12 protein-coding genes are annotated in these 15,150 nt (G+C 52.7%); 7 read left to right on the forward strand and 5 right to left on the reverse strand.

The genetic code is table 11. The features are described from left to right. The 3 genes from GX117_10655 to GX117_10665 all read left to right on the forward strand — a co-directional run. The coding region (locus GX117_10655; protein ID NLO33797.1) for an Mrp/NBP35 family ATP-binding protein at positions 1-381 on the forward strand (381 nt) is incomplete at its 5' end. A gap of 23 nt (positions 382-404) precedes the next feature. Continuing rightward, complete coding sequence (locus GX117_10660) at positions 405-743, forward strand: ATPase (GenBank protein ID NLO33798.1); 339 nt, start codon at positions 405-407, stop codon at positions 741-743. Further along, positions 700-1,611 (forward strand): MBL fold metallo-hydrolase, encoded by a 912-nt coding sequence (locus tag GX117_10665; protein NLO33799.1) that lies wholly within the window; start codon positions 700-702, stop codon positions 1,609-1,611. The genes GX117_10660 and GX117_10665 overlap by 44 nt, the downstream gene beginning before the upstream one ends. Before the next feature lie 32 nt (positions 1,612-1,643). Here the strand turns inward: GX117_10665 and GX117_10670 are convergent, their stop codons facing one another. From GX117_10670 to GX117_10680, 3 genes are all read right to left on the reverse strand, one after another. Then, a complete protein-coding gene (locus GX117_10670) occupies positions 1,644-3,035 on the reverse strand; it encodes a cardiolipin synthase (protein NLO33800.1) in 1,392 nt (463 codons plus the stop codon). Positions 3,036-3,096: 61 nt separating this feature from the next. Next, positions 3,097-4,974 (reverse strand): hypothetical protein, encoded by a 1,878-nt coding sequence (locus GX117_10675; protein ID NLO33801.1) that lies wholly within the window; start codon positions 4,972-4,974, stop codon positions 3,097-3,099. A 676-nt stretch (positions 4,975-5,650) separates the two neighbouring features. Continuing rightward, a complete protein-coding gene (locus GX117_10680; GenBank protein NLO33802.1) occupies positions 5,651-5,803 on the reverse strand; it encodes a helix-turn-helix domain-containing protein in 153 nt (50 codons plus the stop codon). A gap of 191 nt (positions 5,804-5,994) precedes the next feature. Here GX117_10680 and GX117_10685 point away from each other — a divergent pair, with 191 nt between their 5' ends. Beyond that, entirely contained in the window at positions 5,995-7,521 is a 1,527-nt protein-coding gene (locus GX117_10685; protein ID NLO33803.1) for an Rne/Rng family ribonuclease, read from the forward strand. Between the two features lie 7 nt (positions 7,522-7,528). On the opposite strand, the gene hemH is transcribed toward GX117_10685, so the two are convergent. Together hemH and uxaC are read right to left on the reverse strand one after the other, a co-directional pair. Beyond that, on the reverse strand, positions 7,529-8,533 hold the full coding sequence (gene hemH / locus GX117_10690) for a ferrochelatase (GenBank protein ID NLO33804.1): 1,005 nt from the start codon (positions 8,531-8,533) through the stop codon (positions 7,529-7,531). Between the two features lie 14 nt (positions 8,534-8,547). After that, entirely contained in the window at positions 8,548-9,984 is a 1,437-nt protein-coding gene (gene uxaC / locus GX117_10695; GenBank protein ID NLO33805.1) for a glucuronate isomerase, read from the reverse strand. Positions 9,985-10,881: 897 nt separating this feature from the next. On the opposite strand from uxaC, the gene GX117_10700 reads away from it, so the two are divergent. The 3 genes from GX117_10700 to GX117_10710 are packed head-to-tail and all read left to right on the forward strand — an operon-like array spanning position 10,882 to position 15,149. Further along, positions 10,882-11,382, forward strand: coding sequence for an NAD(P)H-dependent oxidoreductase subunit E (locus tag GX117_10700; GenBank protein NLO33806.1), 501 nt, complete (start codon positions 10,882-10,884; stop codon positions 11,380-11,382). Next, positions 11,372-13,387 (forward strand): 4Fe-4S binding protein, encoded by a 2,016-nt coding sequence (locus tag GX117_10705; GenBank protein ID NLO33807.1) that lies wholly within the window; start codon positions 11,372-11,374, stop codon positions 13,385-13,387. The genes GX117_10700 and GX117_10705 overlap by 11 nt, the downstream gene beginning before the upstream one ends. 40 nt (positions 13,388-13,427) lie before the next feature. Next, entirely contained in the window at positions 13,428-15,149 is a 1,722-nt protein-coding gene (locus tag GX117_10710; protein NLO33808.1) for a 4Fe-4S binding protein, read from the forward strand. The last annotated feature ends 1 nt before the right edge of the window (position 15,150 follow it).

Here is a 15,150-nt window from a genome sequence, read left to right on the forward strand (position 1 = left end):
GAACCCCTGTCTGTCTGTCAGCTCTTGCCCGACGCCGACGGCGCCGTTATTGTGACCACACCGCAGGATGTGGCTGTCAGCGACGTACGCAGATCCATCAACTTTTGTCATCAACTGAAGATGCCTGTCCTCGGCGTAGTGGAAAACATGAGCGGCTTCATCTGCCCCCATTGCAACGAACGGACCGATATATTCAAGACAGGCGGCGGCGAAACAATGGCAAAAGAAATGGGTGTCCCCTTCCTGGGCCATATCCCCATTGATCCTGAAGTAGCAAAAACCGGTGATGAGGGCATGCCCTATACGCACCATTTCCCGAACACGGAAGCCGGAAAAGCTTTTAATATAATTATACAACCCTTACTCGAACTAGACTCATAACCTATAACCAAAGGAGTAATCACATGCGTTTTGCAATCCCCGTAGCCGAAGGTAAACTTGCCCTCCATTTTGGTCATTGTGCCCAATTCGCCATGGTCGATGTCGACGATGGATCGAAGCACATTGTCAGCACCTTTTTGGTAGATGCACCGCCCCACGAACCGGGACTCTTACCCACGTGGCTCGCCAATCAAGACGTCAATATTATTATCGCCGGCGGCATGGGCGTGCGTGCGCAAGAACTCTTGGTGCAACAGGGCATCGAAGTCGTTGTAGGCGCGCCATCCGATGCGCCCGAAACCCTGGTGCGCGCCTATCTTGATGACACCTTACAAACGGGCGGGAATCTCTGTGACCATTAATCCCGACGACAAGAGTGCCGATCAAAACCTGACAATCACGGTCGTCGTCGACAACGAAACGCTCTTGCCGGAACTGCACACAGAACACGGACTCGCACTCTGCGTGAAGACGCCGCAAGGCTCCTTACTTATGGATACGGGACAAGGGGCAGTGTTGCCCCATAATGCCGCTGCCCTTGTCCTTGATCCGAAGGAACTGACGACCGTGGTAATCAGCCATGGTCACTACGATCATACAGGCGGACTGGTGCATATCGTTGATGCAGCGTTGCAGCCCATCGACCTCTACGCGCACCCTGCCGCCTTCCAATCCCATTGGAAACAAAATGCGGAACCGCCTCATAAAGACATCGGCATGCCCACTGCGGTGCGCGACGCGCTCCAAAGCGCAAACGTGAATATTATCGAAACCACAGAGCCCCGAGAAATCTTTAACAACCTGTGGGTAACCGGTGCTATTCCGCGCGTCCATCCTTTAGAAGATACAGGCGGCGCGTTTTTCCTCGATAAGGACTGCAGCCAAACAGACCGCATCGAAGATGATCAGGCGATCTGGATCCACAGCAGCAAAGGAATCGTCGTGCTCTTCGGCTGTGCACATGCAGGTGTCATCAACACCCTCGACTATATCGCCGACCTCACCCAAGAACGCTCCTTTCATGCCGTCATCGGCGGCATGCACCTGCATCAGGCACGAGAAGAACGAATTGACCAAACATCGGCAGCATTAAAAGCCTATGGTGTTGAGGTGGCGGCGCCCTGTCACTGTACCGGTGCGGAAGCCATCGCACGCTTGCGCGACAAACTGGGGGACGTCATCCAACCTTGTGCCGCCGGCTCCGTCTTTACCTTCCCCGCCTTGATCTAAGTCGGGCTGCGAATACCTCACCCTGTCCATACTCACAACAGGGGCGACAAAAGACGACAAAAGTTTTCCACCCACGCCCGACTCCGGCTCACCATATCAGGCCGGATATAATGGGCGGAACGCTGCAAGGAACGTATGTATCCCTCGATTTTTTGAATGTCTGTATCCGTGTAATGGAATAAAGCAATTTCAAAATTCAGATAGATACTGCGCATGTCCAGATTCGCCGAACCCGTAATGGCAAGGGTGTCGTCAAAGAGCATCACTTTGGCATGAACCATAGTCCGTGGCGCGGAATACAGGGTCGCCCCCGCAGCGGCGAGCTTCCGCAGCGCAGGACCCCGCGCCCAATCCACGATGCGATGATCGGAACGCATCGGCACGAGTACCGACACATTACAGCCAGACCGCGCCTTCAGCGCCAAGGCCTTCAACAAAGAATCATCCGGCACGAAATAGGGAGTCACCAGCCAAATCCGCTTACGCGCATCCATGATAGCCGTCAACAACGCATCATGAAAGGTATCGCCCGGGATATCGGGGCCGCTTGGAATGGTTTGGATCTCGCAGTCTGTCATGATCGAGCCTGAAGGTTCCGGAATAAGCATTTCAGGCGCATAACCGCAATAGGGACCGTGGGCGCGCACCGACTCACTATCCATCACCTCATCGGTGGCATAGTTCCAGTCGTCAAAAAATACCGTTTCAATATCTTCCACCGCCGGACCACATAAAAATACGCTCGCATCAATATACCGTTTGGGATGAGGGGACGGACCCATAAATAACGTGCCCAGATTCATACCCCCAACCATGGCAACGGCATGATCCACCACCACGATTTTACGATGATTGCGCAGGTTCGCCGACCATTTATGCTGCAGCGGCAACACGGGCAGAAAACGTCCCACTTGACCGCCAGCCTTACGCAGAGGGCGGACAAAGCGGCCGCTCGTGGTAAGACAGCCCAAGCCGTCGAGCAGCAAGCGTACTTCTACGCCCTCGCGCGCCTTACGACTCAACACTTCAACAACAGCACGCCCCACTTCATCACGACCCAAAATAAAGGTGGAAACGTGAATACACTTTTGTGCAGACTCAAACATGCGCATCATCGTGTCATAGGCAGTCTCGCCGCTGGTATGAAAAGACACGTAATTGCAGGGGCGCGGCGCAGGCAGTCCCGCCGTCGTGGCGATACGCACGACAGAACGGTCATCTTCGGGCTCTTCCTTCGCGTCCTCGCCGCCGGCGTAGAGCTGTCCTTTCATCTGTATAAAGCGATCTAATTTCCGATCGCCCAAGAGCAGATATAAAGGGACGCCCAGATAAGGAACCACTACAATCGCCAAAAGCCAAGCTACGGTGCTCCCAGTCGGCCGCTTCGCTTGAAGCACACGCACGGCAAGGACCAATGCAAGCATAAATCCGGTAACAGCAAACAAATGATCCTGAATCAATTGAACTGCTGTGATTGCGATAACCTTACCCTTTCGGCTCTAACACAACAAAAGTGGGCAGTCCAAGAACACCAAAGTATTCGACCACTTCCTGAACAGACCCACCGGACAAATCTTCCGCCTGAAATTTAATTTTTACATGATCTTCCAGTTGCTGCAGCACCGCTTCGTCTTTCAACACGGTCTTATCCTTGGCAAGACAGTTTTTGCACCACGTCGCCCAGAAATCGATGATGACGGGGCGCTGTTCTTCTAAGGCACGGCTCAGCCCTTCCTCAAGGGAAGCCGTCCATACACTGTCTTCGGAGGTCTCTGCCGGCACGTACACCGCACGGGTATACGCTAGATATCCATAGTATACGGCGAAGATCAAAATAAACACACCAAAAGCTTGCTTGACCCGAACCATCCACATGCCCGGTTTCGGCAAAAAGGAAAGGCCGGCGCCCAAAAACGGCCAGGGCAGCGCCATGCCGACCCCCAAGCCAAAGGGCAGCGCTAACGCAAAGACATAACCGTTGCTATACAAATCCTGCGCTTGAAGAACCGTGTAGATGACCACAGGCGCGACACAAGCACCTGCCAATAAAGCGGAGACTGCGCCCATACCCAGCGCTGCAAAAAAATGGCCGCCGCTCTTCACGCCTAAGCGCCCCTGGAATTTTGAAAAGTCAATCTGAATCACGTCGAACATGGCAAGCGCCAAGACCACAAACAAAAGGGCTATGGCAACATTGAACCAGACCGTGGCATTCAATACGCCGAAGGCTGTGGAAAGACCAAGGACCACCACCAAACCCAAGGAACCGTAGACCAATGCCATGCCGAGCCCGTAGGCAGTGCCCAAGGCAAAGCCCCGTTTCCGTGAGCCCGCCTGTGCACCTGCGCCGATAATGGCGATATTGATCGGGATCAGCGGCAATACACAGGGCGTGAAATTAAGCAGCAGCCCGCCGCCCACTACCACCAGAATCATCCACCACCACCCGCTCGACGCGCCGCTCTTATCGGTGGAACTGCTCTCGGATTGTTGTTCCAAAAAAGTCAAAAATCCCCGCGTTTGCGTGTATCCCGCAAGGCTGCCTGTCACCTTGAATTGATCCGCCAAGGCACGCCACCCCACTTCCACTTCGGTCGAGGGCTCCGCCGAAGGTGCTGCCTCGACAAGGGCTTCAACCGTCGCAGGCCTTGCTTCCGCCGTCACCAACTCCCTTTGTTCCGCAGCGGTTTCACTCTCGTCTGCGGGCAATTCTTCCGCCCCTTCCACAACGGCTTCTTCCGTCCTTTCTACAACGGCTTCTTCGGCCTCAGACGCAGCAGCCAACAGTAGTTGATCCACCGGCGGCAGCTGATCCCAAGCCGCAGCAGCAAACCATTCCGGTGCTGTCCGCTCCGGCGTCGTCTCCGCAGCGGTGACCGTGATCGGAATCGCTATAGCCAAGACTTGCGGCTGCGCGCAGATCGTATCGTTGCACGCTTGATAGCGCAAACTTCCATTGAGCACATAGTCACCGGCAGCAAGGTCCGCATCGGCCTGGGCGCGAAAACCAATAACAAAACTGCCGTCATACACGGCTACGGGATCTTCTGAAAATCCTAGACGCACCACTTCATGTTCGGGATAAACGATTTCAATTTGGTCAAAGCCTTCGGTATCTTCCAGCGTCAATTCGGTGGGAATCAAAAAATCGTCTAGGGGGGTGTGCCCGTTCATGTGCCAGCCGTCGCTGATGCTGACCTGCACAGCGCCTAAGAAAGGAATACCGGCTTGGACGGTATCGTTTTCCAATGCCGCATCATAGGTAACGGTCGCCCCTTTTCCAAAGCCTAATTGACCAAAAGCTGCGGGACCGCCTGCAACGACCAAAACCAACAATCCAATACTGATAAATAATCTGCGCATATACAATTCTCCTGAAACTTGGAGGTCAGTCCACTTTGCAAACCTCCCAAAAGTAGAACGCTTATTAAAAGCAATTGATTCCAAGCCTCAGCTTTCCTTGAACTATCCTGTTATTCTTGCGCCGGGGTAAAAAGACTTATGTCCTCAAAAAGCGCACTATTAGCGGACCCGCATTTCTGTTTGGTACCGATGTATCCGCTTTTCCAAAGCTCCTTTTTCGATGCCTTTAAATGACCATAAAACTACTAGATCATTATGACACAGCCTTTTCCTAAACGTCAATATGCGGACAGCGCAGGTTCAAACTCGAATTACAACCCTTTCCTGAAAAAAGACTTCGGCCGGAGTTCTGTAATGAAGTATTTCCCTTGGTCTATTATTTAAATCTTGAGCAGCTCTCTTTTCTTGCGTTTCTTTCGTCTTTAACGCCAATGGGTGACAAAAAGATTGGTAAAGCGCTTGTCGTTATAAGCCGCTAGATAAATGATTTCATGAGACACTTGCATTGTGGGGTCGCCTGCATATTCCAGACGAAGGCGCCGCTAATTTGTTCGGGAGACCAATACTCATAACGTTTGCTTATGACATAACGCAAAAGAGGAGGATGATCAAGTTTCTTCTTAGGTTCTATCTCTTGACGCCGATTGAGAGCAAGCCGATCCGCAGCAGTGGAACACTAGCGACGGCGTACACTATTACGGCGCAATTCACGGCCCATACTACTTTTATGAAAACCGAGTATCTGAGCTATTTGTCGATTGCTCAATCCTTGGCTTTTAAGTGATTCTAGTTTTATACGGTCATCTCGTGTAAAATGGTGGTGGGACATTATGGACTCCTTCGGGTGTTTGAACAGAACTATTGTACCGAAGATCTCTGTGATGTCCTCTTTTTTGCACCCGTTGCATTTCAACCTTGAATCCGCCAAATTATTTGTGGTGAAGCGCCGTATCAATCAAGTACAATAATGCAGTACGCTTGCGAAGAATATCCTCGAATTGACCTGTCTTTGGAGAATTTATGAAAACACTGGTGGTGAATGTTAATCCCCTTGAAAACCGTATCGGCCTCCTTGAAAACAAGCGTCTTGCCGAATTGGTCATCGAACGGGAAGAAGATCGAAGTATAGTAGGCAATATTTACCGGGGCCGCATTGATGCAATCATTCCCGGTATCCAAGCCGCATTTATTGATATTGGTCTGGAAAAGAACGGCTTTTTATATGTGTCCGATATTGCGGGCGCTGAAGGTACGGGCGATATCGTCTTAGAAAACGGCGTGCCCCGTGCGAAATCACGCAAGAAACGGGCGCACCAACAACCTATTGAAACCATGTTCAAAAAAAATCAATATGTCATGGTTCAGGTCGTCAAAGACCGCATGGGCTCTAAAGGTCCCCGCCTCACCAATTTCATCACTTTCCCCGGCCGTTACCTCGTGCTCCTGCCCACCGTCAGCACCTTAGGCGTTTCACGAAAAATCGAATCGGACAAAGAGCGCGACCGCCTACGCAAAACACTGCGCGGCATGCGCCCCAGAGGCATGGGCATTATTTCCCGTACCGCTTGTAACGGGCGAAGCCAGGAAGACCTCAAAGGAGACCTCGATTTCCTAATGCGCTCTTGGAATAAGGTGAAGGACGCCTATGAACGCGCCAAAGGGGTTGCCCTGCTCCGTGAAGATTTCGGGCCCATCCTGCGTACAGTACGTGATCTTTTCAGCGCCGACTTTGACCGACTCATTATCGACGACGAAGACGAATTCGAAAAAGTGCGCGATTTCCTGGAACATTTTTCGCCCCATCTCGTGAAGCGGGTGCGACTCTATCGCGAAAAGCGGCCCCTCTTCGAAAAAATGGGCATTGAAACAGAAATCGAAAAAGCGCTGCGCCGCAAGATTTATCTCAAGAGCGGCGGCTATATCGCCATCGATCATACGGAGGCGCTCATTGCCATCGACGTGAACACCGGAAAATTCACCGGCAAAAAACAACTTGAAGATACCGTATTACAAACCAATCTCGAAGCCGCCGATGAAATCGCGAGGCAGCTGCGACTCCGCGATATGGGCGGCATCATTGTCCTCGATTTCATTGATATGGACTTCCCCCAAAATCGGCGCACCCTCATGAAACATTTTCGCGAAGCATTGCGCCACGACCGCGCACGAATCACCCTCTCCGATGTGAGCGAGTTGGGTATGATCGAGATGACACGAAAACGGGTCCGCCATAATCTGGTCAAAGCCCTGTCGCAGCCCTGTCCCTATTGTGAAGGAAGCGGTATGGTAAGATCGGTCACCACCGTCACCTTTGATTGTCTCCGCCAGCTCCAATCCCTCTTTTGTGTGACCAAGGAAAAGCATATTATTTTGCAGGTTCATCCGGACACGGCACGGCGGCTGCGCGGTGAAAACCGAGAGCAGCTGGATCTCATCTGTGAACGTTTCGGCCGCGAAGTGTCCATCGAATCAGTATCTGATTTCCATATCCATCAAATTCACATGCTCCGCGCACGGAACCGCGAGGAAATTTCAGAGCTCGTCTAAAGACAGCTCAGCACAGCGCAGACAAAGGTACCGCTTCATCCACCAGCGTCGCTGCGCAGTCGATCCACGCCTGATGATCGTTGAGTGCCGGCAGCCGCAAGAAAGAACTGCCCCCGGCCGCCTTAAACAGCGCGGCACTCTCAAGATCCAGCTCTTCCAATGTTTCCAAGCAATCGGCAACGAAGGAAGGCGCAATCACCGCCACGCGTTTACACCCGGACTGTGCCAATTCGCCCAAGACCCTATCCGTGAAGGGCATCAGCCAGTCACTGCCGAAATTGGATTGATAGGCGTGGGTGTACGCCGTTGGCGCAAGACCCAGGGCGGGAGCCAAAAGCGCCGTGGTAGCTTGGCATTGTCCTTCATAATGGGGTAATCCCGGCAGCGTCGGTTTATGCGCCTGGCGCAGCGGCAGCCCGTGATAGCTGAACACCACATGGTCGGGCGCAAAGTCTTTTAAAGGCTCTTCAAGCTGTTGACGGAGCGCCTCTATATACGCGGGATGATCATAAAAAGGCCTTACCACGCGCAGCTTGTCCTTCAACGGCGCTGCGCCTTTCAATAGTGCAGCGAGCCGATCTTTGAAGGTACCGTGGGTAGCATCACAATACTGGGGAAAGAGGGGAAACAAGACCAAACGCTCCAAAGGCATCGCCGCCAATACAGAAAAGGCTTCTTCCATCCGGCGCGTCCCATAGGCGGTACCCTTGTCCAAGACCGATCCGGGAAGACGCTGACGCAGCCCATCCATAAAGCGCTGCGTATACCCGTCCAAGGGCGACGGCCCTGAAGTCCAGATCTGCCGATAGCGCGCCGCTGATTTACCGGCGCGAAAGGGAACAATCACACCTTTCACAAGGGCGCTCCGCAGCAAATAAGGCAAGGCCATCACATAGGGATCCATAAGAAAGGCCTTCAGATAGCGCGCCACTTCGTTGCGCTGAGGCGCTGCAGGAGAACCCGTATATAACAAGAGTACGCCCGCTGCGGCAGGATCAATAACCCTGTCCATGAACGCGGTCTCCTTTAGGCGCCCGGCACTTCAGGCAAATCGAATTCAAAATAGCGAAGAGCATTGCCATAACAAATATTTTGGATGATCTTGCCGAGGTATGCGGGTTTCGGCGGCAGCAAGCCGCGCTGCATGTCTTCCCCCACAATATTGCAAAGGAGACGTCTGAAATAATCGTGTCGGGAATAGCTCAAGAAACTGCGGCTGTCCGTGAGCATGCCAATGAAACGGCTGAGCAATCCCGTCTGCGACAGAATCTCCAAATGTTCTTCCATGCCGTGCAACTGATCGTTAAACCACCAACCGCTGCCGAATTGTATTTTGCCGGGCACCGATCCGCTCTGGAAATTACCGGTCATGGTCGCCATCATCATATTCGCGGCGGGATTGATTGTGTACAGCACGGTGCGCGTCAACCGCTCTTCCCGATCCAAGCGATCGAGAAAACGTGCTAAAGAACGGGCAAAAGGTTGGTCGCCCACCGAATCATAGCCGCTGTCCGGACCCAGTGTCTCGAACATGCGCGTGTTCGTGTTGCGGATGGGGCCTATATGCAATTGCTGCGCCCAGCCCAGTTCATGATTGAGCATGCACAGCTCGTGAAGGAGCGCCGATTTATAGCGCAGACTTTCCTCTTCAGTGGGAACTGTACCGGCACGGACTTTTTTGAAGGTGGCGCGCACTTCTTCCAAGCTATAGTCTTCCGAATAGGGCAGCTCAACGCCATGATCTGCAATTTTACAGCCCTGTTCCTTGAAAAAAGCGGCACGGTTGAACAGCGCTTCCAAAAGATTATCGTAACTCGCACAGGCGATTCCCGAACAGGATTCCAAATCATCCACCCAGTTATTAAAGAATACGGGCGTGTCCACGCTCAGCGCTTTATCGGGCCGCCACGTGGGCAGCATTTGAATGGAAAAAGATGGATCTTCAGCAACCAAGCGGTGGTTGGCGAGGTCGTCTGTCGGATCGTCGGTCGTACAAACCAAGACCACGTTCATCTGTTCCATGATGCCTCGGGCGCTGAATTCCGGCGTTTGCAGCAGGGCATTGCCTCGTTCCCAGATTTCTTCGGCCGTATCCGGGCCAAGCAGGAGATCGGTAATACCGAAAGGTTTGCGCAATTCCATATGTGTCCAGTGGTAGGCGGGGTTGCGCATGAGATAGGGCACCGTTTCCGCCCATTTTTTGAATTTCTCCCAATCTGTTCCCGAGCCGGTGCAGTACTTTTCTGAAATGCCGTTGGCGCGCATCAACCGCCATTTATAATGATCGCCGTGCAGCCAAATTTCCGTCATATTGGCAAATTGCCGATTCTGCGCCACATCATCAGGCGAGAGGTGACAATGAAAATCAACCAAGGGCATTTGCTTCCCATAGTTGTGATACAACTCACGGGCGTATTCATTGAATAATAAAAAGTCATCTGTAATAAAACCGTTATCAGCCATCGTTTTTTTCCTCCTTCAAAACAGACCCGGCGCAGGCGCAAAACCAATATTGCGCAACCGAACGATGCGACACAAAGACCGCTGTAAGGTGAAAGCGCCGCCTGTTTCAACTAATAAATATCTCGTATTTGAGATGAACAAGAATTTTCTAGTGTACTTTATTTAGGGGTAATGAGTAAAGCACTACACGAATTCCCGAATTATCACCTTATGCAGAGTGATGAAAAAATGATGGGGCGGGAGTCCTATTTCTGCCTGTACAGCGCGGCGGACGCGACGCACAGGATGGACGGGAGGTGCACAAAGCTTTCCTCTGTAGGGGCACGTCCGAGGCCTTTTTACCGTTAATACAGTACCTTATACCCCTTGCTTTAGATTCCGACGCCACTTCCTTTGGCGCGCCGAAACTGTTTATTTTTTTGTCTATTTTGTCTTATTTTCTCCTATTTGTGAAACTTGTATCGATACTTTTAATTCGTGTATAATAGTGCAAATTGGACGCGCGAAGGACGCTGAAACGAGCCGACAACGGGCAAGCCAATAACATAAAGCGATAAGGATCCAAACGCAAGGATAGGGTATATCTTATTGATCTTTCAGGAGATATTGTTTTTTTCGATAACGATGACACGCCTTTAACACCGAATTTCACAGCCCAAAGTACCGGCTCCGGAACTTACTGCGAATATCACTAGAAAAAGACTTTATTCCTCCAAACAGTTCTTATCAAGCTCAAAGATACACGAAATAGACCGGAATCCTTGCTCTTCCTATTTTGGATGCGTAAACCCTGCTTATTGCTGTTCTACACGTTCTTAGTCAATTGATCCAACAACCGGATTATCCCGGCTTCATTGTCAGTATTACAAAGTCAGAATCGTATTAAGGAGATGAATCATGGCAACTGCGATCTCAACGAGCTCATTCCCGGAAGTGGAAGCGCTGCTCGCACGCTATCCCGACGCGGGTCGAGATGCACTCATTCCCATTTTACAGGAATTGCAAGATACACTGGGGTATCTGCCGCGCCCGGTGATTGCGCGGGTGGGCGAACATTTAAAGCTGCCTGTCAGCAAAATTTATGGGGTGGCAACCTTTTACAATCAGTTTCGATTTACCGCCCTGGGCAAATACCACATCCAAGTGTGCCGAGGAACGGCGTGCCACGTGAAAGGTTCCGCCCAAGTGCTCGACGATATCCGCTGCCTGCTGGATTTGGAGCCGGGCGAAACTTCTAAAGACGGTTTATTTTCGCTGGAAGTGGTTGCCTGCATCGGCGCATGCGGACTGGCTCCCGTGATCAAAATCAATGATGATTTTCACGCTGACATGACCACATCAAAAACAGAACGGGTTATAAAAGCCCTGAAAAAAGAGGCAAAATCCCATGAAAAATAATGTATCCCCAAACCCTGTAAATGAAACAGTCTCCCTATCCGGCTCGTTGAGTGCGGCAGACTTAAAACAGTGCTTATGCGCCGACCACGAAAAAGACTTGGATCAGGCGCTCCGCGACAAGTTGGCGCTGCTGCGTCACGAAGACGTTCAGCGGCCCACCATCTATATAGGCATGGGCACCTGCGGCCTCGGCGCAGGGGCAGGCAAGACGTTGACTGCGCTCCGTGCTTGGCTCGAAACGAATAAACAAGAAGCCGACATTGTGGAAGTGGGCTGTATCGGCCTTTGCAGTGTCGAGCCGATTGTAGACGTGCAGCTTCCCGGCCGCCGCCGTGTATCCTTTGAAAAGGTGACGGAAAAGATGGCGGGCAAGTTGCTTGAATCCGTGTTCAACGGCAAGACCGATGCGGCACCGGTACTCGGACAATATGCAGGCGAAGGACTGGAGGCGTGGGACAATACCCCCGCTCTTGAGGAACATCCCTTCTTCGCGCCGCAAACGCGGCTTGTCCTCGCGCTCTGCGGTGAAATCGATCCTTGCAGTCTTGATGAATATGCTGCCCATGGCGGGTACCGCAGTCTAAACCGCGTGTTGACCGACCAAGATCCGGCCGGTGTCTGCGATGCCGTGGAGCAAAGCGGATTGCGCGGACGCGGCGGCGGCGGTTTCCCCACGGGCCGTAAATGGAAATTTGCCCGTGGTGCAGAAGGCGATCAAAAATATCTCATCTGTAATGCGGACGAAGGGGATCCCGGCGCGTTCATGGATCGTGCCATTATTGAAGGTGCGCCCCACCGCTTGATCGAAGGCATGATTATCGCCGGTTACGCCATTGGCGCAAGCAAAGGTTATGTCTACATTCGCGCTGAATATCCTTTGGCGATCAGCCGCTTGAAAACCGCTTTGAAACAAGCCCATGATGCGGGCTTGCTCGGCGATAACATTCTCGGTTCAGACTTTAATTTTGATATCGTGTTGAAAATGGGCGCAGGCGCTTTTGTCTGCGGTGAGGAAACGGCGCTGATCCATAGTGTCGAAGGTAAACGGGGCATGCCCCGGCCTCGCCCGCCCTTCCCCGCCGTTCGCGGCGCTTTTGGCAAACCGACCATTATCAACAACGTGGAAACCCTTGCCAATATCCCGCCCCTCTTAGCGATGGGCGCGGAAGCCTTCGCCGCCATGGGCACAGACGACAGCAAAGGCACGAAAGTCTTCGCGCTGTCGGGGAAAGTCACCCATACGGGTCTTGTGGAAGTGGCGATGGGTACCTCCATCCGCGACATCATTTTCACCATTGGCGGCGGCGTGCCCAACGAACGCCGTTTCAAGGCGGTTCAAATGGGCGGTCCTTCCGGCGGCTGTATCCCGGAAGCCCATCTGGATATTGAAGTGGATTACAATTCACTGAAATCGGTGGGCGCGATTATGGGATCAGGCGGCATGGTCGTCATGGATGAAGACACATGCATGGTGGATGTGGCAAAGTTCTTCATGGACTTTGTGCAGCGGGAAAGCTGCGGCAAGTGCATTCCCTGCCGTGAAGGGACACGCCGGATTTTGGAAATCCTGCAGCGTATCACCCGCGGCGAACGTAACGAAAGTACGGAAGACGCCCTGCAACGTTTCCAAGGTATCGTCTACATGGAACGGTTGGCAAAAGTGATCCAAGACACCAGTCTATGTGGTCTGGGTCAAACAGCGCCGAACCCTGTACTCAGTACGCTGCGCTGGTTCCGCGACGAGTATGAAGCCCATATCTATGAGCGGCATTGTCCCGCCGGAGTCTGCCAGGAATTGCGTTATTTTGTCATTGACCAAGACAAATGCACGGGCTGCACCTTGTGTGCGAAACGCTGCCCCACGGACGCCATCGTCGGTGAATTGAAACAAGCCCACTACATTCTTGCTGATAAATGTATCGGCTGCGGCGCTTGTGTGAATGTATGTCGTTTTGATGCAGTTGAGCTGCGCCAATTTGAAGATGCGCTTACTGCCGCCCCATGACCTTAATCCATCGTCACATTGAAATCAAGGAGCAACCAACATGCTAAATATAACCATTGATAACAAGCCTTGCGCCGTAGCGGAAGGAAGCACTATTTACGAGGCGGCGAAAACCTTGGGCGTTACCATTCCGACGCTCTGCCATCTCGAAGGACTGACCCCCACCGGCGCATGCCGTATTTGTGTCGTTGAAGTGGAAGGCTTTCCGGGACTGGTGCCCTCCTGCTCTTTTCCTGTTTCTGAAGGAATGAAGATAACCACCCATTCGCCGCGAGTGCTGCTGGCACGCAAAACCATTGTGGAATTGCTGCTCGCCAACCATCCCGACGACTGCCTGTACTGCATCCGCAACACCGATTGTCAGCTGCAAGATTTGTCGGGAGATTTGGGGGTGCGCCGGCGGCGCTATCAGGGAGAACGGAACCGCTATAAGGTGGACGTGTCCAGCCCCTCCGTCATACGGGATCCCGAAAAGTGCATCCTCTGCGGCAAGTGCGTGCGGGTTTGTGAAGAAGTGCAACAAGTGGCCGCCATCGACTTTATCGGCCGCGGCAGCAGCTCCCATGTGGGCACGGCATTCGATGAAGGTCTGAACCTTTCCAGCTGCATCAATTGCGGTCAGTGCATCCTCGTCTGCCCCACAGGCGCGCTCCACGAACATGACAATATTAAAGAAGTGACGGCAGCGCTCAATGATCCTGAGCTGATGGTGGTCGTGCAGCACGCGCCGAGTGTGTCCGTCACCCTTGGCGAAGAATTCGGACTGGCTCCTGGCACCGATTGCGACGGCATCATGGTGGCGGCATTGCGCCGCCTCGGTTTCGACCGGGTCTTTGACACCTCTTTCTCCGCTGACCTGACCATTATGGAAGAAGGCTCGGAGTTGGTTCACCGCATTAAAACGGGCGGGAAACTGCCCATGCTGACCAGCTGCTCGCCGGGCTGGATTAAGTTTGCAGAACAGTATTATCCCGATTTCTTAGACAATGTTTCCACGTGTAAGAGCCCGCAACAAATGATGGGCGCAATCATAAAAAGTTACTTTGCCGAAAAAGCGCAAAAGGATCCCTCCAAAATTTTCAGTGAATCCATTATGCCCTGTACAGCCAAAAAGTTTGAGGCTGGCCGTAAAGAAATGGTTCACGATCACTACGCAGACGTAGACGCTGTGTTGACGACCCGTGAGCTGGCTCGCTTGCTCCGTATGCGGGGCCTCGACATTACCGCACTTGAACCGGAAGGCGCAGACACGCCCTTTGGCGAACGGACCACGGCGGGCAAGATCTTCGGTGCGTCAGGCGGCGTCATGGAAGCAGCATTGCGTACTGCCTACCACCTCCTTACGGGAGAAAATCTGGAGAAGCTCGAAGTGAACGACGTGCGAGGCTTGGAAGGCTGCAAAGAAGCCCATGTGAAAATCGGTGATTTGGAAATTGGCGTCGCCGTCGCGAGCGGACTCAAAAATGCGGCGCAGCTCCTCGACCAGATACGGGCGGGACGGAGTGATCTGCACTTTATCGAAATCTTGACCTGTCCCGGCGGTTGTATTGCCGGCGGCGGACAGCCCCTGTCCACCGATCGCAGCGCCGTGGTGGAGCGCATGAAATCCCTCTACGCCATTGATGCCGGCGAAAAGTCCCGTGCCTCCCATGAAAATGAATCGATCAAACGGCTTTACGATGAATTCCTCGGCGAGCCGCTCAGCGAAAATAGTCATAACCTTTTGCATACCCATTATGCCAAGCGGGAAGTAACCCTATAAG

It is taken from the genome of Candidatus Hydrogenedentota bacterium (genome assembly GCA_012523015.1).
In the GTDB taxonomy this organism is placed as follows: Bacteria; Hydrogenedentota; Hydrogenedentia; order Hydrogenedentales; family CAITNO01; genus JAAYBJ01.